This is a genomic window from Nocardia tengchongensis (assembly GCF_054781395.1).
In genome coordinates this window covers 51,156-76,548 of record NZ_BAAGUM010000013.1, presented here as the reverse complement: position 1 = coordinate 76,548, position 25,393 = coordinate 51,156, and the positions used below count along the sequence as shown (strand labels likewise).

The following is a 25,393-nucleotide window of genomic DNA, read 5'->3' as shown; positions in this document are numbered from 1 at the left end:
GTGCTTGTACCTCGACAACTTCAGAGTGCTTGTACCCCCACACCGGGACGATCCACGGCCGAGCCGCAATGAGGCTGGAAGGTGAGCGAGCCTCCCGACCCAGCCAGCCTCTCTCCCTTCTCCAGGCATCTTTTATCTTTTGCGTCTTTAGAAAGCCCTCAGGTCTTTGGTCCAAAGCACTTTGTTCTCTATCTTCTGCCATGTGGCCGACCCCACCCCCACCCCCGACCGCTGGCACACCTTCCTGACCTGGTGGCGCTTCTGGGGCACCCTAGGCTTCTGCGGCTCAGCCTTCCTGACCTTCCTGATCATCAGCGACATGGACGGCATCCCCGCCTACTGCGGCTGGCGCCACCCCTGCCCACCCTGGATCACCCTGACCATCGGCGCCTTCCCGATGTACGTCTGGGCAGCAGGAGGACTAGCCACCTGGCAGCTGGGAAGAATGGCCCGCCGCCGAGGCCGGCGCCCATCCCTCGGAATCCCGATCGGCGCCCTGATCTTCTTCCCCGGCCTGACCCTGAGCCTCTACCTCGTCTACCACTACTGGTGGCCGAACGCCTGAAAACGCCACAGCCCCCGCCGGCTGGTTGGGTACCGGCGAGGGCTGCGACTTCACCCGATCAGGGCGCGACAGACCCCCAATCGGCGAACCCGGTCGGATCGTGCCGACCCAGGCTTCCGTGCTCGAACAACCCCCACCCTTCATCGCCGCCACACCGCGCCTTGCCGACGTGGTCGATGACGCCGAACGGAATCCGCCCGGCCACAGCCGGATCGGTCAGGTCGTAGAGCTTGCTCTCGGACCAGTTGCGTCCCTTCCACTGGCCGTGCAGCCAGTCGGGGTCGCCGCCGTAGCCGCAGCCGGCGTTGAGCGCGATGAAGGTCCCGGCCTCGACCTCGACCTCGAGCGGCTTGCCGTCGGGCGTGGTGAGTTCCAGACGCAGCGCGGTCGGGATGCGGGTGCCCGACTTGTAGGTGAGATGCACTCGCGGCCAACCCAACTGCTCGACGCGCCCGTCGTTCCAGACGCGGGTGGCGTCGTTGAGGGTGCGGTAGCCGTTGGGCTCCTCCTGCACGATCACGATGATCGAGTAGTCGTCGAACTTCAGCGGCACGTACAGCCACCAGAAGCCTTCGGACGGCTCGTCGGCCACGCGTCCGGCCGGGTCGGCTTCGCCGACGGGGCGGATGCCCCAGGACCGGTCCCGGGTGCCGCACCAGACGGACGGGTCGATGCTGAAGTCATCGCCGTCGACATTCAGTGTGCCCGACCAGGTTCCGACCTGGGCGAAGCGCTGAGCGTCGATGATGGGCCGGTGCAGTTTGGTGATGATGGTGTGCGGCTGCTCGGCGACCGCGGGGTGGGCGCCTTCCCAGGTCAGGTCGAACGACAGGTCGTCGTGCTCGCAGATGACGCGCAGCTTCTGCAGCGGCTCGATCACCTCGATGCGGTAGCCGCCGACGGCCAGGTCCAGGCCGCGCTGCTCGAGCGCGTCGGAGAAGCGCACCGCGCGCTGGGTGTCGCCGCGGCGCACGGTGGCGAAGGCGTCGGTCACACCGAGGTTCGGGTACACGCCGAACCCGGTGATGAGCATGGTGTCGCCGCCGGTCTCGATGGCGTTGTAGTAGCTGCGGTCGTAGAAGTTCCGATCGCTGCTCACCACCCGCGCCATGGGAAGCGGGCTCTGATGAATGGGGTATTCGTCCAGCGGACCGATCATGTCGTCGTCTCTCAATCCCAGTCGTACGTGCCGTCGAGCAGTGCTTCGATCAGATCCGCGTGCATGACGAATTCGTCGCGGTTCTCGGGTTCGGTGGTTTCGCCGAAGTGGATCATGCGTCGCCAGATGCGGGCCATCACGACGCCGTGCCGCAGCGCGGCGTAGGTGAGGTACCAGTCCAGGTCCTGCAGGGTGTGGCCGGTGGCCTCGGTGTAGAGCTTCTCGACGTCGGAGCGGCGCATGTAGTCCGGGACGCCGGGCTGGCCGTACTTGGTGGCCATGTCCTGGAAGAAGCGGTGGATGAGCAGCGTCCAGGCGACGTCGAGTTCACGCGGGCCGATGGCCGCCATCTCCCAGTCGAGGACGGCGTTGGGGGTGAGGCCCTCGAACATGATGTTGCCGGGGCGGGCGTCACCCCAGCTGAGCACGTCGGCGGTCGGGTGCTCGGGGAAGTTGTCCTCGAGCCACTGGAAGGCCCGGTCCAGGATCGGGATGTTGTAGCCGTCGTCGGTGAGAGCCCAAGCGTACCAACGCTTCTGGGCGTCGAGGTGGCGGCGCAGCGCGGGGCCTTCGCCGTCCAGGTGCGGGAGGCGCTCGGCCGGGTTCTCGATGGCGTGGATGCGCGCGATCACGTCGACGGTGTTGCGGGTGATCTCGAGCCGCTGTTCGGGGGTGGCGTCGTAGAGCCAGCCGGTGAACACGTACGGCGGATTGTCGGAGGGAGCCTGTCCGCCGACGCGGCGCATCACCAGGAACGGGGAGCCGAGCACGCTGTCGTCGGCCTCGAACCAGCACAGCGGCGGGATCGGCAGGTCGGTGGCCTCGGTGACGGCCGCCATGATGGCGAACTGGCCGCCCAGGTCGTACTTCTCGAAGACCGGGAAGGAGTCGGCTTCCGGTGCGAGCCGGGCGACGAAGGATCCGCCCGCGGGCTGCCCGTTCTCGGTCCACTCGGCGTCGAACAGCAGTGTGGCGCTGGACATGCCGCCGGCCTGCGGGTGGGTGAGCGAGGTGACTCGGGGCGGGGTATCCGACTCGACCTTGCCGGCCAGCCATTGGGTCAGTCTCGTCGCGAGCTCGTCGTCATCGCGGTCGGAGACCGTCAATTCCCATTTCTCATTGAGGTCGTCGGCGGACATTGCCGTCCCTTCTGGCGCACCAGCATCATCAGCGATGTGGTCTGAGTAACACGTGCCAGAAATGTAACGCGTTCTAGATGGGCCTGGGAAGCGATGTTCGTAAATCGTGTAAGCAGTACCGCTGACCGGGATGGTCGTTGGTTGCGGCCCGGGACTCGTGCTGTCCCGTAATCCCTTGGGAGGACTTCCGATTAGGCATATTCCGGGTCGGCTCAGGGTCTTCACCGAGGCGCCGGGCAGGCCCGGCGATCTAGCGTCGAAGTTCCGGATCGATGACGAGGGGACGTGGGATGAGCCTGCTGACAGCCGACAGCGACAGCGATCTGGACGGGAGACCACCCGAGCGGGCCACCGGATGGCGACCCGCCACCCGCATTCTCTTTCGATTCGCCTTTCTGTATTTCGGACTGTTCTGCGTTTTCTATCCGCAGCCGGTCTTCGCATTTCTCGGCGTGATCCAGGAATGGCTGCCCGACAATTCGGTGATCACGGTCGTGAACTCGTACAGCGCACCCGTGGAATGGGTCGGCCGTACAGTTTTCGGAGCCCACGTCGCCTTGAACCTGAACTCGGGCAGTGGTGATCAGGCGTATCTGTGGGTGCTGGTCTTCTGCGTCCTCGTAGTCGCCGTCGCGGGCACCGTCGTCTGGAGTGTCCTGGACCGCCGCCGCACCGAGTACCGCCGCCTCGCCGGCTGGTTCCTGCTGTTCATCCGGCTGTGCCTGGCCGGGCAGATGCTGGGTTACGGCTTCGCCAAACTGGTTCCGACCCAAATGCCGGTCCCGCCGTTGGACGCGTTGATTCAGCCGCTGGGAAATCTCACCCACTCCTCCATGCTGTGGCTGCAGGTGGGCACCTCGCCGGTCTACGAAATGATGCTCGGCGCCGCCGAGGTGCTGGGTGGAATTCTGTTGCTGCTGCCACGCACGACCCTGGCGGGCGTGCTGCTCAGCCTGGTGAGCATGGCGCAGGTGTGGGTGTTGAACATGACCTTCGACATCCCGGTGAAGCTGCTGTCGTTCCATCTGATGCTGCTGTGCCTGGTGCTGCTGGCTCCCGAGGCGCGGCGGTTGACGGCGGTGCTGACGGGTGGCGCGGCCGGGCCGGCGGAGACGCCCGAGCCGGTATCCGGACCCCGGGGCCGCAAGGTCGTCGCGATCGGGCAGGTGGCGATGCTCGTCTGGTTCCTGATCGCGCAGGTGGTGACGAGTGTCCGGGCCTACAACGAATACGGCCCGGGCCGGGAGCGGTCGGAGCTGTACGGCATCTGGACCGTCACCGAGTTCACCCGCGACGGGCAGTCGGTGCCGCCGCTGCTCACCGATGAAACCCGGTGGCGGCGATTGGTGTTCGACAGTCCCGACGCGGCCGCCTTCCAGGGCATGGACGACACGCTGACCCCCGTCGGCGCGAAGATCGACCCGACCGCGCACACCCTGGCGCTGCTGTCTCCCGGCGGGGAGGGTGCCGAGGGTCCGCAACCGTTGGCCACCTTCACCTTCGATCGCCCGGACGCCGATCGGATGACGCTGACCGGTGACATGTCCGGGCATCCGGTGATCGTGAGCTTGCACCGCGTCGACGAGAGCGGCATCAAGTTGCGGCAGGGCGGGATTCACCTCGTCCAGGACATCCCGCGCTTCAGCTGACCGCGGTCACGTCACTGCACTGGTTGTCCCACAGTGGATTCGGCGCGAGGAACTCGCCGCTGCCACGAAGGAACGCCTGCTGGGCCCTCGTGTCGCCCAGCAGGCGGGCGGCCAGCCAGGCGGTGGGGTAGCCGAGGTAGCCCTGCACGCCGGTCGCGCACGGCCAGGCGGCGCCGGTGCAGTCCGGTTGGCCTTGCACGTCATTGTGATTCGGGGTGACCAGGGTGCCCCACGCCTTCGGGATGCCGGCGGGTACCGCGTCGTAGTAGGCGCGCATCGACTCCAGGCCGGAGAGCTGCGGCGGCAGCAGCTGATTCGACGGCGCGACGACGGTGTCGGCGGCGCCGTTGACGAAGAACACCGAGCCGCCCGCCAGGGCGCGGATATCCGGGCACATCGGGCCGAACAGGCACATCAGCTGGATCGGCAGTTCGATCGGCACCGCGGTCTTGATCCGGCCGCCGGAATGCGCCATAGCGTTGAGGGCGCCGGTCGCGCCCTGCGAATGTCCCACCGCCCCGATCGCTTCCGGGTCGAGTTTGCCGTGGAACACGCCGGCCGGGTCCGCCGCCAGGGTCAGGAGTTTGTCGACCGCGCCCGCGATGTCGACGCCGGAGCCGGTGGCGGCGTTCTCGGTGGCGATGACCACGAACCCCCAGGAGGCGAAATGGCGCAGCAGGTAGGCGTATTGGTTCGGGTGGGCGTTGGTGCCGTCGCCCCAGGTGATGATGGGATGCCGGAATCCGTTGGCGCCCAGGTCGGTCGGATACCAGATGTCGTAGGCCGCCCCGGTGGAATCGCAGCAGGTGAAGGCCCGTTGTTCGGTGACCTGCCACGGTCCCGGCTGCGAATATGCCGTCTCCACCGGCGGATCCGCGTGGCCGACCCCCGTGGTGATGCCGAGCGCCAGCAGCGTGGCGAGTAGGAAAGTGCGAAAGACAACGATGACCCCGCGCGTCATAGCTATCAAGCATAAGAACCATCGGGCCGGTTCCGTCGCATGTTGCGGGTTCCAGCGCGCGCCGGGTGCGTGCGCTGTGAACTTCCTATCGATTGCCACACGGACGCCGGGCGATTGTCGTGTGCGGCCGTGCACGCCGTACCCTGAATCCTTGTGCAGAACCCCGTAGCCACCCCCGATGACCAGCCGGTTCCCGACTCCCGGGCCGAGACCGGAGACCCGAACTACCTGGTCGGCCTCGATCTGAACGGCCGCCGCGTGGTCGTCGTCGGCGGCGGCACGGTCGCGCAGCGGCGGCTCGGACTGCTCATCGCCTCCGGCGCCGCGGTGCACGTGATCAGCCGTGAGGTGACCCCGGCGGTCGAGGGTATGGCGAGCATGGGGCAGCTGACCATCGAGCTGCGCGCCTACGCCGACGGCGATCTGGACGGCGCCTGGTACGTCATGGCCTGCACCGACGAGCCCGCCACCAACGCGGCCGTCGTCGAGGAGGCCACCCGCCGCCGCATCTTCTGCGTGCGCGCCGACACCGCCCGCCTCGGCACCGCCGTCACCCCCGCGACCGCCCGCCACGACGGCATGACCCTGGGCGTGCTGGCCGGCGGTCAGCACCGCCGCTCGGCCGCCGTCCGTAACGCGCTGCTCGAGGCCCTGCAATCTGGTGTGGTGACCGATGATTCGGCCCCCGTCACCCCCGGTGTGGCGCTGGTCGGCGGCGGACCCGGCGATCCGGACCTGATCACCGTGCGCGGCCGCCGGCTGCTGGCCCGCGCGAATCTCGTTGTCGCCGACCGGCTCGCGCCGCCGGAGCTGCTCGCCGAGCTCGGCCCGGACGTGGAGGTCATCGACGCGGCCAAGATCCCGTACGGCCGCGCCATGGCCCAGGAGCACATCAATGCCGCGCTCATCGAGGGCGCGAAGGCCGGCAAGTTCGTGGTCCGCCTCAAGGGCGGCGACAACTATGTCTTCGGCCGCGGCTACGAGGAACTCGAGGCCTGCGTGGACGCCGGCATCCCGGTCACCGTGGTGCCCGGCGTCACCAGCGCGATCTCGGTGCCCGCGCTGGCCGGTATTCCGGTCACCCACCGCGGCGTGACCCACGAATTCGTGGTCGTCAGCGGGCATGTGGCCCCCGACCACCCGGACTCGCTGGTCGACTGGCCCGCGCTGGCCCGCCTGCGCGGCACCATCGTGCTGCTGATGGCGGTCGAGCGTATCGAGAAGTTCGCCGACGCCCTGATTTCCGGTGGCCGCGCCACCGATACCCCGGTCACGGTGATCCAGGAGGGCAGTCTGCGCACCCAGCGCATCCTGCGCGCCGACCTGGCCACGGTCGCCGAACGGGTCCGCGCCGAGGGCATCCGGCCGCCCGCGATCATCGTCATCGGCCCGACCGCCGGCTTCACCGCGGGAGCGCCGGACCTGGCCCAGTCCTGACTCGCGCAATGAGGCCGGTTGCCCCGGTCACCGCATCCTCTATTGTGGGCGGGTGCTCGATAACCCCGCTGCGACGATGCAGTATCCGGTGACCAAGCGGGCGTTCGGGCTCGCGATACTCGTCCTCAGCGGGCTACAGCTGATGGTCGTGCTGGACGGCACGGTCATGATCCTGGCGCTGCCCCGACTACAGGAGCAGTTGGGCCTGTCCAACGCGGGCAGTGCGTGGACGGTGACCGCCTACGGTCTGCCGTTCGCCGGACTGATGCTGCTGGGCGGACGGCTCGGTGACTCGTTCGGCCGCAAGCGCATGCTGATCCTGGGCGTCGGATTGTTCACGGTCGCTTCGGCGTTGTGCGGTACCGCGCAGAACGAGGCCTGGCTGATCGCGGCCCGCGCCCTGCAAGGCACAGGTGCGGCGATCGCCGCACCGACCGCGTTCGCCTTGGTGGCGAGCACCTATGCGCCCGGTCCCGCCCGCAATCAGGCGGTGGCGATCTTCGGTTCCATGGTCGGCGTCGGCTCGGTCGGCGGTCTGGTCATCGGCGGTGCGCTGACCCAGGTGGACTGGCGCTGGATCTTCTGGATCAATGTGCCGATCGGCCTGCTCATCGTGTGGGGCGCGGTCACCCAGCTGCGGGACACCGTGCACCAGCGCATGTCCATGGATGTGCGCGGCGCGGTGCTGGGCACGGTGGCGTGTGTGGCGATCGTGTTCGGCGCGACCGAGGGGCCCGAACTGGGCTGGACCAGCCCGGCGATCCTGGGTTCGGTGATCGGCGGCCTGGTGCTGCTGGTGGTGTTCGTGCTGGCCGAGCGCGATGTCGAGAATCCGCTGCTGCCGTGGTCGCTGTTCGACAGCCGCGATCGCGTGATCACCTTCGTCGCCATATTCCTGACCTCCGGGGTGCTCGGCGCGACCACCTTCTTCGTGGCGCAGTTCCTGCAGAACGTGTTGCGCTACAGCCCTTTGCACGCCGGTCTGGCCAGCATCCCGTTCACGCTGGGCGCGGGTGTCGGCACCGCGGTCGCGTCGAAGGCGTGCATGTACGTGAAGGCGCGCTGGCTGCTGCTGGTGGCGGCTGTGGTGCTGTCGGGCGCGCTGTATTTCGGTTCCACCCTGGACAGTTCGGCCGACTACTTCCCGACGCTGCTGGTGATGATGTCGGTCGTCGGCTTCTGTGTCGGCACCGCCATCGTGATCCTGCCGCTGTGTGTGCTGGTCGGCGTGGACATGGCCCATATCGGTCCGCTGTCGGCGGTCGGGCAGATGTTCATGAACATGGGCACCCCGTTCGCGGTCGGCATCCTGAGCCCGGTCGCCCTGTCCCGTACGTTGTCGCTGGACAAGAGCGCGACGGGCAAGGTGAGCGAGATGTCGCAGCATCAGATCTCGGCGCTCGGCAGCGGCTACACCCTGGTGCTGCTGGTGTGCGCGATCGGCACCGCGGTCATGGGCCTGCTGGCGCTGACCCTGCGGTACACCCCGGCGCAGCTGGCCCAGGCCCAGCACGCGCAGGACGAGGCGCAGAAGAACTGACGGCGACCGGGGCCGCTTGGGTGTCAACAGTTGTTGGCCTACACTTGTGGGCATGACTGTGGAGACGGGTCCGCGGCGCTCGGACGCCACCCGCGCGGCGATTCTGGAGGCGGCGCGCCGGCGCTTCGCCGAGGACGGCTACCGGAAGGCGACCATCCGGGCGATCGCCGCCGACGCGGGCATCGATCCCTCGATGGTGATGCGGTACTACGGCAACAAGGACGGATTGTTCGACGCCGCACTCGATGTCGACCTGGCGTTGCCGGATCTCGGTGCGGCCGACCCGGATTCGGTGGGCGGCCTGCTCGCGGCGCGCTTCCTGGAGTTGTGGGAACAGCCGCCGACCAGTGACATCCTGCTCACCCTGATGCGTTCGGCGCTCACCGACGAGGCCGTGGCCGAACGCACCCGCCGCATCTTCGCCCAGCAGCTGATGCCCGCCGTGCTCCGTTTCGGCGACCCGGCCGACGCCCCGCACCGGGCGGGCCTGATCGCCTCCCAGATCCTCGGACTCGCGTTGTGCCGCTACGTCTTGCGGCTGCCACCGGTGGTGGCGCTCACCCAGGAGCAGATCGTGGCCGAGGTCGGCCCGACCGTGCAGCGCTACCTGACCCTCGGCGCGGCCTGAGTGGTGAAAGCCACCGCACTCGAGGGGTTTTCTCCGCGCCGAAGTTTCGGCACACTGCCCGGATGGGGATGAGCCTGGACGCGGAACTGCTGGACCGCTGGACGACATTGGCCGGGCCGCACGCCCACGCGGTGGGGGAGGACCTGGTCCGCCGCTACCGCGAGCCGCACCGCCGCTATCACACCGTCGAACACCTGGCCGCCATGCTCGCGGTCATCGACGATCTCGCCGCCGACGCCACCGACCTGGACGCGGTCCGCTACGCCGCCTTCTTCCACGACGCGGTCTACGCCATGGACGGCACCGACAACGAGGAGGCCAGCGCCCGCCTGGCCGAATCCACCCTGCCCGCACTGGGACTCGACGCCGCCACCGTGGCCGAGGTGGCGCGCCTGGTCCGGCTGACCGGCGGCCACCACCCGGACCCGGCGGACCGCAACGGCGCGGTGCTCTGCGACGCCGACCTCGCGATTCTGGCGGCCGACGAATCCGGTTACGCCGCCTACACCGCGGCCGTCCGCGCCGAATACGCGCATGTGCCCGACGACTTGTTCCGCTCGGGCCGCGCCGCGGTCCTCGCCGCCCTCGCCGAGGGCCCCGCGCTGTTCCGCACCCCGACCGCCCGGGCGCGTTTCGAAGCGCCCGCGCGTGCGAACCTGGCCGCCGAAATCGCCTCGCTCACAGGTGAATAGGCGACAGCCTCAGCGCGTGCCCCACTTGTAGGTCTGCTTGCGGAGTTTCAGGTAGACCATGATCTCCGCGTGCCGCACGCCCGCCAGCGCGCGAATGCGGTTCGACACCAGATCGAGCAGGGCTTCGTCGTCGGGGCAGACCGCTTCGCAGAGGATGTCGTAGCGGCCGGCGCAGATCACCACGTAGTTGATCTCGTCGATGAGGGCCAGCGCGTCGGCGACCGGCTGGACCGAGCCGTCGACGGTGATGGCGAGCATGGCCTGCCGGAACAGTCCGACCTGCAGCGGATCGGTGACGGCGACGATCTGGATGACGCCGGCGTCGGCGAGCTTCTGGACGCGCTGGCGCACGGCCGCCTCGGACAGGCCGACCACCTTGCCGATGGTCGCGTAGGCGCGGCGGCCGTCCTCCTGGAGTTCGGTGATGATCCGTTTGGAGATGTCGTCCAGGTGCGGGGCGCCGCGTCCGGTGGTCTGGTCCGTCACGTGTGATCATCCTTTCCCGAGGGGCGGTGAAATCCAGATACGCGGTACGTTGGAGAGCACGCCTGGTCCGGCGGCATTCGGTCCGACAAGGATGATCTCCCGTGAAGTACGTTCCCCGCGCGGTTCTGTTCCTCTGCGTGCCCGCGCTGCTGTTCCTGCTCCCGTGGTGGCTGCTGGTCTACACCACCCTGTCCGGTCCCGCCTTCTGGCTTGGCACCGCGGTGTTCGCGCTCGGCTACCTGGCGCTGCCCGCGGGCATGCTGCTCGGTCACGGCCCCCGGCAATCGGATGCGGCCGCCCTGGTGGGTGACACGCTGCTCGGGGTGATGTGGGTGGTGTTCACCTGGTCGGCGATCGGCGCGGTGGCCCGCGGCGTCCTTGCGGTCGCCGGGGTCGACGATCCGGGCCGGTCGCGGCTGGTGGCCGCCGCGGTGCTCGCCGTCGCCGTAGTCCTGACCGCGTACGCGATCTACAGCGCCCGCCGGGTGCCGCGGGTGCGGACGGTCGAGGTCGAAATCCCCGGGCTCGGAGCCGGATTGGACGGCCTGCGCATGGCCGTGGTCACCGACACCCACTTCGCCGTCACCGACCGGTTGCGCTGGTCGGAGAAGGTGGTCGCCGAGGTCAACGCGCTGCGCCCCGATATCGCCTGCCACGCGGGTGATCTCGCGGACGGTTCGGTGGCCAAGCGTGCGGCGCAGGTGGATCCGCTGGGCAAGGTCGAGGCCGAGTTCGGCCGGTTCTACATCACCGGCAATCACGAATACTTTGGTGACGCCCCGGGCTGGATCGAGCACATGGCCGGTCTGGGCTGGCGGCCGATGCGCAACGAGCACGAGGTCATCACCCGTAACGGCGACAGCCTGGTGCTGGCCGGCATCGACGACCCCACCGGCACCGGCCTGCCCGGCCACGGTCCCGACCTGACCGCGGCCCTCACCGGCGCGGACCCGGCGCTGCCGGTCGTGCTGCTGGCGCATCAGCCCAGGCAGGTCGCCGACGCGGTGGCTTCCGGTGTGGCGCTGCAGATCTCGGGTCACACCCACGGCGGCCAGATCTGGCCGTTCCACTACCTGGTCCGGCTGGAGCAGCCGGTGGTCGCGGGCCTGAGCCGGCACGGCGATCACACCCAGCTCTACACCAGTCGCGGCACCGGGTTCTGGGGTCCGCAGCTGCGCCTGTTCGCCCCCAGCGAGATCACCCTGCTGGTCCTGCGCTCGCCCCGCTGACCGATCCCGGGCCGCCCGGCCCTACCGATTCCCAGCCGCCAGCTCGCGAATGGTCGCGGCGTAGGCGGCCGGGTGGGTCAGGTTGCCGTTGTGGCCGCCGGGGAATTCGGTGACCTCGACGCCCGTCAGCTGCGACAGTTCGAAGGCGCACAGCCGGTCGAAGACCTGCGCGGGCGTCCGCTGTCCGATGGCGGGCAGGATGCGGGTGGTGGTCCGCGCGAGCCGGGCGACGTCGAGCCGATCCTCGCGGATGGCCGTGAAGTCCTGCTCGATGAAATAGGTGAAATTGCCGGCCCTTTCGGGTGTGATCGGCGGCAGCTGCACGCCTTCCTCGATCTCCTGGTCGGCGGGGTTGATGCCGAGCGTGCGGGCCATCGGGGCCAGCGCGGCCCGCCACCCCTGCGCCCGGCACACCTCCTGGCATTCCTCGAGTTCGCGCTGGTGGTGTGCGCGCTGGGTGGCCGCGAGCAGCCAGGGTGAGACGGGCTCGTGCGCGATCAGGGTGTGCACCTGCTCGGGATGTGTTGCGGCCAGGTGCAATCCGAGCGAGGCCCCCAGGCTGCAGCCCAGCATGAGCACGGGCTGATCGGTCACCGCGGCCAGTAGCCGGTGCACGTCGTCGGCGTGGGCGGCGACGCTGGGCCGGGCGTTCTCGTCGTGAATCCGGCTGCGCGACAGGCCCCGTCGGTCGTAGGTGACGACGGTGAATTCGTTCTCGAGGTTGCGCACCAGGGCTTCGCTGCGTCGCGCGTCCCCCTCGCCGCTCTGGGAGATGAGCAGCATCGGTCCAGTGCCGCGGATCTCGTAGTACAGCTCGGCGCCGGCGACGGGGAGGGTGGCGGTTTCGATCGTGGTCATGACAGCCACTGTAATCCATCATTTCTGATGTATCAAGAGTGATGTATCAGGCTTGATGTATTGTCGCGGTATGAACGGAGTCGAACTGTTCCTGCTGGGCCGCGCCCTGATGAAGATCGGCGAACAAGCCCTGCCCGACACCGGGGCGCACGGCGGCAACCGGGCGGTACTGGTCGTCCTCAGTGACGTCCTCGCGCACTCGGGCACCACTATCAGCGAGGTCGCCGCCCGCACCGGCCTGCCGCAGAGCGCGGTCTCGGGCGCGGTGGCCCGGCTGCGGGAGACCGGTTCGGTGGTGGCCGAGACCGATCCGCACGACCGCCGCCGCTCCCTGCTCGAAGCGGCCCGCGACATCTCCGGGCGGGTGGCCGAGGTCCGGGCGACCACCATCGACGACGCGGTCGCGACGGCCCTCGGCGGCGGCGACGACGGCATCGACGAGGTGATCGCGGCCCTCGATCTGCTGTCGCGTCGCCTGCACATCCGCCCCGACAGCCCGGCCGATCAGCTGTCGAAGCCCAAGCCCGTGTAGTCCAAGGTCTTCAACCACAGGTTGCGTCGCCCCTGACGTGCATCGGCGCGCGCCAGCGACCAGCGGGTGAGGTGAATTCCCGCGGAGCGCAACGGTTCCGGCGGCAACGGCAGCGGCCGGGAGCGGACCATGCGCAGCCGGGTGCGTTCGGTGTCCAGGCCCCACAGCCGGTCGAGCATGACCTCCGCCCCGAACCGGGTCGCGCCGACGCCGAGTCCGGTGTATCCGGCCGCGTAGGCCAGTCGTCCCTTGTAGGCCGAGCCGAAGAAGGCGCAGAACCGGCCGCAGGTGTCGATGACGCCGCCCCAGCGATGGGTGAAGCGCAGGCCGTCGAGCTGCGGGAAGGTCTCGAAGAAGTGCCGGGCCAGGGTCTCGAAGGTGGCCTCGTGGTATTCCAGGGCGGGCGCGATGCGATTGCCGTAGTGGTAGATGGCGTCGTAGCCGCCGAACAGGATGCGGTTGTCGCTGGTCAGCCGGTAGTAGTGGAAGCGGTAGGAGGCATCGCCGAGACCCATCCGGCTGCCCCAGCCGATGCTGTCGAGCTGCTGGTCGGTGAGCGGTTCGGTCATCAGCGCGTAGTCGTAGACCGGCACCACATGCCGCGACACCTTGGGTAGTGGTCCCGCGAAAGCGCTGGTGCACAAGGCGACCCGGGGCGCGCGGACCTCACCGTGCGGGGTGTGCAGGGTCAGCGTGCCGTTGTGCGATTTCGAAAGGCGTTGCACGGGAGTGCCTTCGAAGATGCGCACCCCCGATTCCAGGCAGGCGCGCCGCAATCCCCAGGCCAGCCGGGCCGGGTCCAGCATGGCGACGCCGTCGCGATCCCACCAGCCGCCCAGGTAGGTGGGGGAGTGCACGATGCCGCGTACTTGGTCGGTGTCGAGCAGTTCGGTGCGGTAGCCCAGGGCCGCGGCGGCCTCGTGGCTCTCGCGTAGCCATTCCACTTCGTGGGGCGCGGTGGCGACCTCCATTTCGCCGGTGCGCTGGAAGTCGCAGTCGATGCCGTAGTGCAGGACCGCCTTCTCGATGTCGTCGAGGTTGTCGCGGCCGAGGCGTTCCAGTTGGGCGATCTCGTCGGGGAAGCGTTCCAGCCCGTTGGCCAGGCCGTGGGTGAGGCTGGCCGAGCAGAAGCCGCCGTTGCGGCCCGAGGCCGCGTGCCCGCAGAGGCCGGATTCCACGAGCGCCACCTCGGTGGCGGGATTGCGTTGTTTGGCCAGCAGCGCGGTCCACAGTCCGCTGTATCCGCCGCCGATGACGGCCAGGTCGGCCTCGGTGGCGGTGGTGAGCGGGTCGGTGGGGGCCGGCCGTTCGGGCCGGTCGGTCCAGTACGGCGTCGGTGCTGCGTCACGCAGGGCCGACGCCCACAGTTTGCTTCCTTTGGCCAACATGGCCGATCAACTCCCTCTCCCTCATGCCGGAAATGGCGAATTGCCGCGGGTCACCGAGCTCGGGGTACGAAAAAGCCGCCGAGGGTCCCGGACGGGACCAGTCGGCGGCTCTCGGGAAAGTCAGCTGGTGGCGGCGCGATCCTCGGAGCGGCGGGGCATGCGCACGGTGGACCGTAAAACCTGCGTCGGATGCCGGTCCATTTCCGCCTCCTCCTGATGCTCTGAGGATAGCCCAGAAAACCTATTCGGCGCGGAAGACCACGTCATGCCACGGTTTGTGCGCCACGGCGGTGATATCGCTCATGACGTGTTTGATATTCGTGTATTCCTCGAATGAGTAGGCGGACATGTCTTTTCCGAATCCGGACGCCTGGTACCCGCCGTGCGGCATTTCGCTGACGATCGGAATGTGGTCGTTGATCCACACGCAGCCGGCCCGGATCTCGCGTGCGGCCCGCTGGGTCCGGAAAACACTGCGTGACCAGGCCGAGGCGGCCAGCCCGTAGGCGGTGTCATTGGCCAGCGCGATGCCCTCGTCGTCGGTGTCGAAGGGCAGCGCCACCAGTACCGGGCCGAAGATCTCCCGCTGCACGATCGCCGAGTCCTGGGCGGCGCCGGTGATGAGCGTCGGCTCGTAGTAGGAGCCCGCCGCGGGGGTGTGGTCCGGAATTCGGCCGCCGCGAACGATTTTCGCCCCGGCGCCCCGGGCTTGCTCGACCATGGCGCTGACTTTGTCGCGGTGATCGCGGGAAATCAGCGGCCCCATATCGGTTTCCGCATCCTCCACGGGCCCGAGGGTCACCCGGTCCATGAGATCGGCCACGCGGCCGACGAATTCCTCGAACAGCGGGCGCTGCACGTAGGCGCGGGTGGCGGCGGTGCAGTCCTGGCCCGCGTTGATCAGCGCGCCCGCGACCGCGCCGCGCGCGGCGGCCTCCAGGTCGGCGTCGTCGAACACCACGAACGGGGCTTTGCCGCCGAGTTCGAGGTGGACCCGCTTCACCGCGCCGGCGGCGGTGGCGGCCACCTGCCGGCCGACGGCGGTGGAGCCGGTGAACGACACCATGGCGACCGCGGGGTGCGCCACCAGCGGCTGCCCGGCCTCGACGCCGGTGCCGGTGAGCACATTGATCACCCCCTGCGGCAGTCCCGCCTCGACGGCCGCCTCCGCGAACAGCAGCGACGACAGCGGCGTCAGCTCGGAAGGCTTGAGCACCACCGTGTTTCCGGCGGCGACGGCGGGCAGGATCTTCCAGCCCGCCATCTGCATCGGATAGTTCCACGGCGCGATCGATCCGATCACCCCGAGCGGTTCGCGGCGGATCGCGGAGGTGTGGTCGGCGGAGTACTCGGCCGCCGCCTTGCCTTCCAGCTGCCGGGCGGCCCCGGCGAAGAAGGCGACATTGTCGATGGTGCCGGGCACGTCGAAGCCGGTGGCGAGGCGAATCGGCTTGCCCGCGTTGACGCTTTCGATCGCCGCGAACTCCGCGGCGCGGGCGCGCAGCACCCGTGCCCACTCGTGCATGAGGTCCGAGCGTGCGCCGGGGGTGAGTCCGGCCCAGCCCGGGAAGGCGTCCCGGGCTGCGGCCACGGCGGCTTCGACGTCGGTGGCGTCCGCTCCCGCACCGGTGGCGATCACGGCGCCGGTCGCGGGGGCGATGATCGACAGCGGCGCACCCGATCCGGATCGCCGTGCGCCGCCGATGAATTGCAGGTCCTGCTGAGTCACTGCGCTCCTGAAAGGTCGAGTCTGGATCAGAATCCGCGGTCTCGGATCACACAGTATGGCCGTCGGCCACGGTCAGCGCCTGGTCGAGAATCGCGAGGCCCTCCTTGAACTCGCCCTCGCCGATGGTGCAGGGCGGGACCACGTGCACGCGGTTGTAGTTCACGAACAGCAGCAGCCCCGCGGCCTTGGCGGCGGCGACGGTCTCGGTCATGGCCGGGCTGGTGCCACCATAGGGGGCCAGCGGTTCCCGGGTGGCGCGGTCGCGCACCAGCTCGACCGCCCAGAACACGCCGAGACCGCGGACCTCGCCGACACTGGGGTGCCGGTCGGCCAGTTCGCGCAGGCCGGGCCCGATCACCCGTTCGCCCATGTCGGCGGCGTTCTCGACGATGCGCTCGTCGGTCATTGCGTTGATGGTCGCCACCGCCGCCGCGGTCGCCAGGGGGTGCCCGGAATAGGTGAGCCCGCCCGGATAGGCGCGGTCGTCGAAGGTGGCGGCGATGTGCGGTGCGATGGCGACGCCACCGAGCGGCACATAGCCGGAGTTGACGCCCTTGGCGAAGGTCAGCAGATCCGGAACCACGTCGAAATGATCGATGGCGAACCACTTTCCGGTGCGCCCGAATCCCGCCATCACCTCGTCGGCGATGAACACGATCCCGTACTTGTCGCACAGTGCGCGCACCCCGGCCAGGTAGCCCGGCGGCGGCACCATGATTCCGGCGGTGCCCGGCACCGATTCCAGGATGACGGCCGCGATGGTGCTCGGCCCCTCCAGCGCGATGGTCTGCTCGAGGTGCTGCAGCGCCCGCTCGGTCTCCTCGGCCTCGGTGGTGGCGTGGAACTGCGTGCGGTACAGGAACGGTCCGAAGAAGTGCACGACCCCGGCATTGCCGTGGTCGTTGGGCCAGCGTCGCGGGTCGCCGGTCAGATTGACGGCGGTCTCGGTGCCGCCGTGATAGGACCGGTAGGTCGCGAGCACCTTGTAGCGCCCGGTGTGCAGCCGCGCCATGCGCACCGCGTGCTCGACCGCGTCCGCGCCGCCATTGGTGAAGAAGATCCGGTCCAGGTCACCGGGCGTGCGTTCGGCGATCAGCCGCGCGGCCTCCGAGCGGGCGTCGTTCACATACGCCGGGCCGACGGTGCACAGCGTGGCCGCCTGCTCCTGGATGGCGGCCACCACCTTCGGATGCTGGTGTCCGATATTGGTGTTCACCATCTGCGAGGAGAAGTCCAGCAGCCGGTTGCCGTCGCCGTCCCACACGTAGCAGCCCTGGGCGGCGGTGATCACCATCGGGTGCAGCGACTTCTGTGCCGACCAGGAGTGGAAGACGTGCTTGCGGTCGAGTTCGTAGGCGCGGGCGGCGGTGTCCCGCGCCGCTTCCGGGGTCAAACCATTGGGCAGGGTCATCGCATGTGTCCGTTCAGTGGTTCTGCGGGAAGCCGAGGTTCAAGCCGCCGTGGCTGGGATCGAGCCAGCGGGTGGTGACGGCCTTGGTGCGGGTGAAGAAGTGCACGCCGTCGGTGCCGTGCGCGTGGGAATCGCCGAACAGGGAGTTCTTCCAGCCGCCGAAACTGTAATAGGCCATGGGGACCGGGATGGGGACGTTGATGCCGACCATGCCGACCTCGACCTCGTTGTGGAAGCGCCGGGCCGCGCCGCCGTCATTGGTGAACAGGGCGGTGCCGTTACCGTAGGGGCTGGCGTTGATCAGGGCCAGCGCCTCGTCGTAGCTGTCGACGCGCAGCACCGAGAGCACCGGGCCGAAGATCTCGTCGGTGTAGACGGTCATGTCGGGGGTGACATGGTCGAGCACGGTGGGGCCGAGCCAGAATCCGGCGGCGTCGCCGTCGGCGGTGACGGTCCGGCCGTCGAGCGCCACACTGGCTCCGGCGGATTCGCCCGCGTCGATGTAGGCCGCCACCTTGTCGCGGTGCGCCTGGGTCACCAGCGGACCCATATCGGTGCCGCGGGTGCCGTCGCCGGTGCGAATCGTGCCGGCGCGCTCGGTGATCCGGGCGACCAGGTCATCGGCGATGGGTCCGACCGCCACCAGCGCGCTGATGGCCATACAGCGTTCCCCGGCCGACCCGAAGCCGGCGTTCACCGCCGCGTCGGCGGCCAGGTCCAGATCGGCGTCGGGCAGCACCACCATGTGGTTCTTGGCCCCGCCCAGCGCCTGCACCCGCTTGCCCGCGGCGGTGCCGTGCTCGTAGACGTACCGGGCGATCGGGGTCGAACCGACGAACGAAACCGCCTTGATCGCAGGGTTTTCCAGCAGCTCGTCCACCGCGACCTTGTCGCCCTGGACCACGTTGAACACTCCGTCGGGCAGCCCGGCCTCCTGCCACAGCTCGGCCAGCCACAGCGACGCGGAGGGGTCCTTCTCGCTCGGCTTGAGCACCACCGTGTTCCCGGCGGCGATGGCGACGGGGAAGAACCACATGGGCACCATGGCCGGGAAGTTGAACGGCGAGATGATCGCCACCGGCCCCAGCGGCTGGCGCACCGAGAAGATGTCGACCTTGGTCGACGCGTTCTCGGTGTAGCCGCCCTTGAGTAGATGCGGTATGCCGCAGGCGAATTCGACGACCTCCAGCCCGCGGGTCACCTCACCCAGGGCGTCGGCGAGCACCTTGCCGTGCTCGGCGGTGATGAGCGCGGCCAGCTCCTCCTTGCGCTCGTTGAGCAGCTCCCGGAACCGGAACAGCACCTGGGTGCGCCGGGCCAGGGAGGCGTCGCGCCAGCCCGGGAAGGCGGCCGCGGCGGACTCGATCACCGTGCGCGCATCGGCCGCCGAGGCGAGCGCGACCTGCCCGGTCACCACCCCGGTCGCGGGATTGGTCACCGGCGCGGTCGCGGTGCTGGAACCGGTGAAGGTCTTACCGTCGAGCCAGTGTGCGATGGTCTGCATGTCTCCTCGATTCCGTGGTTGTCCGTCCCTACTCTGCGCCATTACCCGCCGGTTGGCTCCCGACATTTTGTACGCGATTCGCGAGTTCGTATTACGCTTCGTCGGTGCTCCTGCGCGTTGCTGACATCCTGGCCATGCCGGTGGTGCGCGCCGGTCAGCCCGAGGTCGTCGGCGGCGGCGCGCTGGACCGGCCGGTGCGCTGGGTCCATGTGAGCGAGCTGGCCGACGTGGCCACCTTGCTGGTCGGGCGCGAACTGATTCTCACCACCGGGCACGCGCTGGCCGGTAGCGACGCGGCCACCGTCGCCTATCTGGAATCCCTCGCGGCGGCCGGGGTTTCCGGACTGGTCGTCGAACTGGGCACCTACGTGCGGGAACTGCCGTCGATCGTGGCCGAGACCGCGGACCGGCTCGGGTTGCCGGTGGTGGCGCTGCACCGGGTGGTGCGGTTCGTGGAGGTCACCGAGGCGGTGCACCGGGTGATCGTGGCCGACCAGTACGAGGAGCTGGAATTCGCGCGGACCGTGCACGAGACCTTCACCGCGCTCAGTGTGCGGCGGGCGTCGCTGGCCGAGATCGTCAAGACCGCCGCCGGGATGCTGGACGCCTCGGTGGTGCTCGAGGATCTCGCGCATCGGGTGCTCGCCCTGACCGCCCGCCACACCGGCACGTCGGCGGTGCTCGAGCACTGGGAGGCCACCTCCCGCCTGCTGTCCGACCGCGATCCGACCGTCGTTCCGGTGGGTCCGCACACGCAGCGCTGGGGGCGGCTGATCCTGCGGTCGAGCCGGGTGCCCACCGCGCGCGCCCGCATGGTGCTCGAACGCGCCGCCCAGACCCTCACGCTGCACCGGATGATCGAGCGGGACCGGTTCGGGCTGCACCGGCAGGCGCAGACCGGGCTCATCGACGACATGGTCAACGGCCGGCTCTCCGACGAACGCGACGCCGTGGCGCTGGCGGCCGCGCTCGGGCTGGCCCGCCGCGCCCGCTACGTCCCGGTGGCGGTGGACGTGGCGGCGGCGGTGGAAGCGGATCCGGTGGCGCAGCAAAGGCGTACGGCGGCCTTGCTGGACGCGGCCCTGCACGGGGTGGCGTTGACCAAGGCGACCGCGCTGGCCGCGCCCGACCACGGCAATCGGGTCACCATGGTGCTGGCGGTGGCGCGCGGCGGGGACCTCGACACCGTGCTCGGCGCGGTCTGCGCGGCCATGCTGGCCGAGATCCGCCGGGTGCCGGGCGTGCAGCGCGCGGTCATCGGCGTGGGCGGGGAATCGGATTCGCTGCTGGACACCGCCCGCGAACTCGCCCAGGCCGCGCACGTCGCCGAAGTCGCACTGTCGCTGGATTCTTCGACGCCGCGCCCCTTCTACCGCAGCGGCGATGTCCGCCTGCGCGGCCTGCTGTCGCTGATCCGCGACGAGCCCGGTGTGCAGCGCTTCGCCGAGACCGAGCTCAGCGCCCTGCTGCGGCACGACATCCGCAATGCCACCGACCTCACCCGCACCCTGCGCCAATTCCTGGACCTGGCCGGCAACAAGACCGAACTGGCCCGCCGCCTCACCATCAGCCGCCCCACCCTCTACGACCGCCTGGCCCGCATCGAACGCATCCTCGACGTCGACCTCGACGACGGCGAGACCCGCACCTCGCTGCACGCCGCCCTGCTCATCCGGGATCTGGTGGTCACCACCGAAACTCGCTGAGGCGCACCGGATCCGTGGTGGCGGCCGTTCGAACGACTTGCGTGCCATACGATCCGTAAAGCGCTCGGCGCAATTTCCGTTCGACCGTAAGGAAAGTGACCCGCGTCATACCTCCGGTTTCTTCCGGTAACTCCGTTTCATATCCGGGCAACATTCCCATCCGCACAATTCCTCGCAGGTCAGTTGACCGAGAATGAGGAGTTGCACCATGGAACCGAGTTCACCAACCGTCCTTTCGGGGGGATCAGGCACATCCGAACCGGCGGTCGCCCGGCTGAAACCCAATGTGGTGGGTCTGGTCGGGGTGGTGTTCATGGCCGTCGCCACGGCCGCGCCGATCACCGCCATGACCGGCAACGTGCCCTTCATGATGTCGGCGGGCAGTGGAATCGGCACGCCCGCGGCGTTTCTGATCGCCATGGTGGTGCTGGCCGTGTTCAGTGTCGGCTACACCACGATGGCCAAGCACATCACCACGACCGGCGCGTTCTACGGCTTCATCTCCTACGGCCTGGGCCGCACCGCGGGCCTGTCGGCGGGACTGCTGGCCACCTTCGCCTACATGGTCTTCGAGCCGTCGCTGATCGGCATCTTCTCCAGCTTCGCGCACAACACCGTCGCCGACCAGGTGGGCGTGAACATTCCGTGGTGGGTGTTCGCGATCCTCATGCTGGTGATCAACGGACTGGGCACCTGGTTCGGTGTCGCGGTGGCCGAACGGCTGCTCGTCGTCCTGCTGGCCACCGAGGTCACGGTGCTGACCGTGATGGGCGTGTCGGTGCTGCTGCACGGCGGCGGGCCCGACGGCCTGTCGCTGGCTCCGATCAACCCGGTCAACGCCTTCCACGGCGCGTCCGCGGGACTGGGCCTGTTCTTCGCCTTCTGGTCCTGGGTGGGCTTCGAATCCACCGCGATCTACGGTGAGGAATCCAAGGATCCCAAGCGAATCATCCCGCGCGCCACCATGATCGCCGTCCTCGGTGTCGGCGCGTTCTACCTGTTCATCTCCTGGATGACCATCTCCGGCAACGGCCAGGACAAGGCCATGGAGCTGGCGGGCTCCGACAACCCGATGAACCTGTTCTTCGCGCCCACCGAACGCTATGTCGGGCACTGGGCCGTGGACACCATGCAGTGGCTCATGGTCACCGGATCACTGGCCTGCGGGATGGCCTTCCACAACTGCGCCTCCCGCTATCTCTACGCGCTCGGCCGCGAGGACGTGGTGCCCGCGCTGCAGCGCACCATCGGAAAGACGCACCCGCAGAACGGATCCCCCTACCTCGCGGGTCTGGCGCAGACCGTCTTCTCGGCCCTGGTAGTGCTGGCCTTCGGCCTGGCCGGCAAGGATCCCTACGCCGGTCTCTACACCCTGATGGCGGTCCTGGGCACCATGGCGATCCTGATCGTGCAAGCGGTGTGCTCGTTCTCGGTGATCGCCTACTTCCGTGCCAACCACCCCGAAACCCGGCACTGGTTCCGGACTCTGGTCGCCCCGCTCGCCGGCGGCGCGGCCATGATCGGCGTGGTCCTGCTGCTGGTCCTCAATATGGACACCGCCGCCGGAAGCGAGGCCGGATCGATGATCCTGAAGGCGACGCCGTACCTGGTGGCCGCCGTGGCCCTCGCCGGCATCGGCTTCGCCCTCTACCTGAAACGCACCGACCCCGACCGCTACGCACTGCTGGGCCGGACCGTGCTCGAGGAGTCCCACGAGCGCTGAGGGCGGAAACCGCTGCCCGGCACCGGGATTCTCGGGGAGGGTGTCGGGGGTGTCCCGGATGCGCCCCCGCACCCGCGGATGGCAGGCTCGGGACATGACCATCGCCGTGTACACCACCTGGATCTGGCTGGCCCTCGAAATCGGCCTGCGGCTGCGGGATCGCGTCCGCGGCACCGGATCCACCGCGGGCGACGGCGGCACCCGGCTGGCGATCATGCTGCTGGTGGCGGCCGCCATGACCGTCGCCAGCTTCACCGGGATCCTGCTGCCGCTGGACAGTCCGCTGCGGTTCCCCGGACCCGCGGTGGCCTGGCAGGTGGTGGGCATCGCACTGATGTGGCTCGGCCTGGCGGTGCGCGGATGGGCGATCACGGTGCTGGGCAAGCACTTCCGGACCACGGTCGAGGTGGACGTCGATCAGCCGGTGATCAGTCACGGGCCGTACCGGTGGGTGCGGCACCCGTCCTACACCGGCGTTCTGCTCATCACCGTCGGCTTCGGGCTGGCGTCGGGCAACTACCTCGGCCTGCTGCTGACCAGCGTGGTCCCCGTCTACGCGTTCCTGCGCCGCATCCGGCTGGAGGAGCGCACGCTGGTCGAAACCCTCGGCGCCCCTTACGAGAACTACCGGCTGACCACCAGGAAGCTGGTCCCCGGCGTCTGGTGAGTCAGGCCGGATCGGCGCCCATCGGGTTCGGGTAGGGGACCTCGCCGCTGCGGACCACGGCGCGGGCGGCGGGGGTGAGGACCGCGAGGGTTTCCACCATGCCCGGGACGTCGCGGTAGGCGGTCATGGCGAGGGCGTCGGTGCGGGCCTCGATGTGGTCGCGCAGGGCGCGGCCGGCCGCGGTGATGCCGTCGGCGCCGAGCAGGCCGCGGGCGGTGAGCCGTTCGTGCGCTGCCTGCCAATCGTTTTCGGTCCAGCCGCGGTTCTCGCGCCAGATCTGGATGGGAACGCCGTTGGCGGCCGAGAACAGCACGTGCGCCTCGCAGCCGTCGATGCCCTCGCTCAGCAGGCACGCCACATGGCCGTCGCCGCGGTGTTCGCGCAGGGCGGTGACCGCCTGCCAGAGCGCGTGCACCGCGTCACCGGGGGTGGGCAGGTCGCGGTTGGCGGCGAAGAGCGCGCGGCCCGCGGCGGGGGCGGCCTCGATGGCCCGCTGTAAGTGCGGGACGGTGCGGGCGGCCACGGTCGCGATATCGGGCACGACGGTCCGCAGCACGGCCGCGGCCGCGATGGTGCGGGTCGCGATGACCGCCTCGGGGGTGGCGTAGGTCCAGGCGTCGGGGATGGCCCGCCGGACCATGGCCGGATGGAAGCCGTAGAAGGTCGCCTCCACCACCGACGGACCGACCGCGCCGAACGGGGCGGAGCGGGCCGCGAAGTAACCCATCCAATAGCCGCGCAGGCCGACGGCCTTGTTGGCGGCCCGGCAGTCGGCGGCGAAATAGGTGATGGCGTGCAGCGGTTCGAGCACCCGCCACAGGTCGCGGGCGAAGGCGTTGTCCATGACCTCACCCTAGCGGCTGAGTTCAGCGAACTGAAGTCAGGATATTGGTTCGCGTCGGTAACGTCGATTCATCTCGGGGCAACAATCCGGGCCGCACAATTCTGGCAGGTCGGTATACCGATCTCGATCGACCGAACGAGTGGCAGGTGAGAGCAATGACGGACACCGAGGCCCGGCCGGCCTACGGCGATCGCGTGATCGCCGTGGAACCCGGTGGTGACGAGCGCATCCCCGAGGACGCCCGGCACGGTACGCCGCGAGAACTGTTGTGGACGTGGATGTCTCCGAATATGGAGTTCGCCACCGTCTTCGTGGGCGTTCTCGCCGTCACGGCGTACGGCATGAACTTCTGGCAGGCGGGCCTGGGCCTGGCCCTGGGCACCGCCCTGGGCGCGGCGGCCCACTATCTGCTGTCGGCTCGCGGCCCGCTGCACGGGGTGCCGCAAATGGTGCTGGGCCGCTTGGCTTTCGGCCATCGCGGCAATATCCTGCCGGCGACCTTCATGTCGGTGATGTGCGGCGTCGGGTGGTTCGCCACCAACTCCGTCAGCGGCGCGTTCGCGCTCAACACCCTGACCGGACTACCGAAACCGGCCGCACTGCTGGTGATCGTGGTGGCGCAGACCGTCTTCGCGGTCGTCGGGCACAACCTGGTGCAGGCCGTGGAACGCTTCGCCTTCCCGGTACTGGCCATCGTGTTCCTCATCGTCACCGTGGTGATCCTGAGTAAGGCTCACCTCGGCGCGCCCGCACCGGCCGGGGGCCTGGGCGGCGCGGGTGGATTCCTGCTCACCGTGGGCACCGCGTTCGGCTACGCGGCGGGCTGGAATCCCTACGCGGCGGACTACTCCCGCTACCTGCCCGCCACGGCGGCGCGGGCCGCGGTCGGCGGGTACGCGGCGCTGGGCCTGTTCCTGTCCTGCTGCTGGCTGGAGCTGTTGGGCGCGGCTTCCGCGACGGTGACGACCACCGCGCAGGGCAGTCCCACCGACGTCTTCACCGCCGAGCTGCCCACCCCGCTGGCGGACCTGACGCTGCTGGCCATCGCGGTCGGCGCGGTGGCCGCCAACGCGCTCAATATCTATTCGGGGGCAATGGCTTTCGTCACCATGGGCTTCAGGTTCTCGGTGCGTATGCAACGCGCGCTGGTGTCGGTGGTCTTCGGGGTGGTCGGCTTCCTGGTCGCCTGGTGGGCGCTGCCGGACGCGGCCGCCGACTACGAGGGCTTCCTGCTGATCGTGGCCTATTGGATCGGACCGTGGCTCGGGGTGGTGTTCGTCGACGAGTATCTGCGCCGCGGGCGGCGCATCGATCACCTGCTCTACGACCGCGGCTACTCGAATTGGGGTGGGGTGGCTGCCTTCCTGATCGGACTGATCGCGTCCGTGCTGCTGTTCTCCAATCAGCAGAAGTTCGTCGGCGCCGTCGCGAAGGCCTTCCCGCAGCTGGGTGACATCACCTTCTTCATCGGCTTCCTGCTCTCCGGCGCGGCCTACGCCCTCTTCGCGCGCTCCCGGATCTCGCGCGCGGCGGTGGCAGCATGATC

The 25,393-nt window shown here is 69.1% G+C and carries 22 protein-coding genes; 12 read left to right on the top strand and 10 right to left on the bottom strand.

The genetic code is table 11. The features are described from left to right. The first annotated feature begins 202 nt into the window (after positions 1-202). Positions 203-565, top strand: a complete 363-nt coding sequence (locus ACYVKL_RS25985; protein WP_379171638.1) for a hypothetical protein — start codon at positions 203-205, stop codon at positions 563-565. Positions 566-623: 58 nt separating this feature from the next. On the opposite strand, the gene ACYVKL_RS25980 is transcribed toward ACYVKL_RS25985, so the two are convergent. Together ACYVKL_RS25980 and ACYVKL_RS25975 are read right to left on the bottom strand one after the other, a co-directional pair. Further along, positions 624-1,724: an Rv3169 family protein gene (locus ACYVKL_RS25980; RefSeq protein WP_379171636.1), complete on the bottom strand. Its 1,101-nt coding sequence runs from the start codon at positions 1,722-1,724 to the stop codon at positions 624-626. 11 nt (positions 1,725-1,735) lie between these two features. Then, entirely contained in the window at positions 1,736-2,863 is a 1,128-nt protein-coding gene (locus tag ACYVKL_RS25975; protein WP_379171634.1) for a phosphotransferase family protein, read from the bottom strand. 290 nt (positions 2,864-3,153) lie between these two features. Here ACYVKL_RS25975 and ACYVKL_RS25970 point away from each other — a divergent pair, with 290 nt between their 5' ends. After that, positions 3,154-4,512, top strand: a complete 1,359-nt coding sequence (locus tag ACYVKL_RS25970) for a DoxX family protein (protein ID WP_379171632.1) — start codon at positions 3,154-3,156, stop codon at positions 4,510-4,512. Here the strand turns inward: ACYVKL_RS25970 and ACYVKL_RS25965 are convergent. Further along, positions 4,505-5,473, bottom strand: a complete 969-nt coding sequence (locus ACYVKL_RS25965; RefSeq protein WP_379171630.1) for a poly(ethylene terephthalate) hydrolase family protein — start codon at positions 5,471-5,473, stop codon at positions 4,505-4,507. The genes ACYVKL_RS25970 and ACYVKL_RS25965 overlap by 8 nt on opposite strands. 228 nt (positions 5,474-5,701) lie before the next feature. Between ACYVKL_RS25965 and cobA the strand changes: the two genes are divergently transcribed. The 4 genes from cobA (at position 5,702) to ACYVKL_RS25945 (ending at position 9,770) form a co-directional block, all read left to right on the top strand. Then, the gene (gene cobA, locus ACYVKL_RS25960) at positions 5,702-6,910 is read left to right on the top strand and encodes a uroporphyrinogen-III C-methyltransferase (protein ID WP_379172053.1); all 1,209 of its coding nucleotides are present in this window, start codon (positions 5,702-5,704) and stop codon (positions 6,908-6,910) included. A gap of 76 nt (positions 6,911-6,986) precedes the next feature. Then, positions 6,987-8,450, top strand: coding sequence for an MFS transporter (locus ACYVKL_RS25955; RefSeq protein ID WP_379172051.1), 1,464 nt, complete (start codon positions 6,987-6,989; stop codon positions 8,448-8,450). 52 nt (positions 8,451-8,502) lie between these two features. Next, entirely contained in the window at positions 8,503-9,078 is a 576-nt protein-coding gene (locus ACYVKL_RS25950) for a TetR/AcrR family transcriptional regulator (protein WP_379171628.1), read from the top strand. Positions 9,079-9,140: 62 nt separating this feature from the next. Further along, positions 9,141-9,770 carry an HD domain-containing protein gene (locus ACYVKL_RS25945; RefSeq protein WP_379171626.1) on the top strand — a complete coding sequence of 210 codons (630 nt, stop codon included), beginning with the start codon at positions 9,141-9,143 and terminating at the stop codon, positions 9,768-9,770. 9 nt (positions 9,771-9,779) lie between these two features. Here the strand turns inward: ACYVKL_RS25945 and ACYVKL_RS25940 are convergent, their stop codons facing one another. Next, positions 9,780-10,256, bottom strand: a complete 477-nt coding sequence (locus ACYVKL_RS25940) for an Lrp/AsnC family transcriptional regulator (protein WP_379171624.1) — start codon at positions 10,254-10,256, stop codon at positions 9,780-9,782. 101 nt (positions 10,257-10,357) lie between these two features. On the opposite strand from ACYVKL_RS25940, the gene ACYVKL_RS25935 reads away from it, so the two are divergent. Further along, positions 10,358-11,485, top strand: a complete 1,128-nt coding sequence (locus ACYVKL_RS25935; RefSeq protein ID WP_379171622.1) for a metallophosphoesterase — start codon at positions 10,358-10,360, stop codon at positions 11,483-11,485. 21 nt (positions 11,486-11,506) lie between these two features. On the opposite strand, the gene ACYVKL_RS25930 is transcribed toward ACYVKL_RS25935, so the two are convergent. Continuing rightward, entirely contained in the window at positions 11,507-12,343 is an 837-nt protein-coding gene (locus ACYVKL_RS25930; protein ID WP_379171620.1) for an alpha/beta fold hydrolase, read from the bottom strand. A 70-nt stretch (positions 12,344-12,413) separates the two neighbouring features. On the opposite strand from ACYVKL_RS25930, the gene ACYVKL_RS25925 reads away from it, so the two are divergent. Then, positions 12,414-12,875, top strand: coding sequence for a MarR family winged helix-turn-helix transcriptional regulator (locus tag ACYVKL_RS25925; RefSeq protein ID WP_379171619.1), 462 nt, complete (start codon positions 12,414-12,416; stop codon positions 12,873-12,875). Here ACYVKL_RS25925 and ACYVKL_RS25920 read toward each other — a convergent pair. The 4 genes from ACYVKL_RS25920 to ACYVKL_RS25905 all read right to left on the bottom strand — a co-directional run bounded on the left by ACYVKL_RS25920 (position 12,848) and on the right by ACYVKL_RS25905 (position 18,907). Continuing rightward, positions 12,848-14,263 carry an NAD(P)/FAD-dependent oxidoreductase gene (locus ACYVKL_RS25920; protein ID WP_379171617.1) on the bottom strand — a complete coding sequence of 472 codons (1,416 nt, stop codon included), beginning with the start codon at positions 14,261-14,263 and terminating at the stop codon, positions 12,848-12,850. The genes ACYVKL_RS25925 and ACYVKL_RS25920 overlap by 28 nt on opposite strands. 241 nt (positions 14,264-14,504) lie before the next feature. Continuing rightward, complete coding sequence (locus tag ACYVKL_RS25915; RefSeq protein ID WP_379171614.1) at positions 14,505-15,992, bottom strand: gamma-aminobutyraldehyde dehydrogenase; 1,488 nt, start codon at positions 15,990-15,992, stop codon at positions 14,505-14,507. Positions 15,993-16,038: 46 nt separating this feature from the next. Further along, on the bottom strand, positions 16,039-17,403 hold the full coding sequence (locus ACYVKL_RS25910; RefSeq protein ID WP_379171612.1) for an aspartate aminotransferase family protein: 1,365 nt from the start codon (positions 17,401-17,403) through the stop codon (positions 16,039-16,041). 13 nt (positions 17,404-17,416) lie between these two features. Then, a complete protein-coding gene (locus ACYVKL_RS25905) occupies positions 17,417-18,907 on the bottom strand; it encodes a CoA-acylating methylmalonate-semialdehyde dehydrogenase (protein WP_379171610.1) in 1,491 nt (496 codons plus the stop codon). A 104-nt stretch (positions 18,908-19,011) separates the two neighbouring features. On the opposite strand from ACYVKL_RS25905, the gene ACYVKL_RS25900 reads away from it, so the two are divergent. The 3 genes from ACYVKL_RS25900 (at position 19,012) to ACYVKL_RS25890 (ending at position 23,003) form a co-directional block, all read left to right on the top strand. Next, positions 19,012-20,613 (top strand): PucR family transcriptional regulator, encoded by a 1,602-nt coding sequence (locus tag ACYVKL_RS25900; protein ID WP_460773083.1) that lies wholly within the window; start codon positions 19,012-19,014, stop codon positions 20,611-20,613. Positions 20,614-20,821: 208 nt separating this feature from the next. Next, positions 20,822-22,336, top strand: a complete 1,515-nt coding sequence (locus ACYVKL_RS25895) for an APC family permease (RefSeq protein WP_379171608.1) — start codon at positions 20,822-20,824, stop codon at positions 22,334-22,336. A 94-nt stretch (positions 22,337-22,430) separates the two neighbouring features. After that, positions 22,431-23,003, top strand: coding sequence for a methyltransferase family protein (locus ACYVKL_RS25890; protein WP_379171606.1), 573 nt, complete (start codon positions 22,431-22,433; stop codon positions 23,001-23,003). A gap of 1 nt (position 23,004) precedes the next feature. Here ACYVKL_RS25890 and ACYVKL_RS25885 read toward each other — a convergent pair whose 3' ends face one another. Beyond that, positions 23,005-23,847, bottom strand: a complete 843-nt coding sequence (locus ACYVKL_RS25885) for an SCO6745 family protein (protein WP_379171604.1) — start codon at positions 23,845-23,847, stop codon at positions 23,005-23,007. Positions 23,848-24,002: 155 nt separating this feature from the next. Between ACYVKL_RS25885 and ACYVKL_RS25880 the strand changes: the two genes are divergently transcribed. Further along, on the top strand, positions 24,003-25,391 hold the full coding sequence (locus tag ACYVKL_RS25880) for a purine-cytosine permease family protein (protein ID WP_379171602.1): 1,389 nt from the start codon (positions 24,003-24,005) through the stop codon (positions 25,389-25,391). The last annotated feature ends 2 nt before the right edge of the window (positions 25,392-25,393 follow it).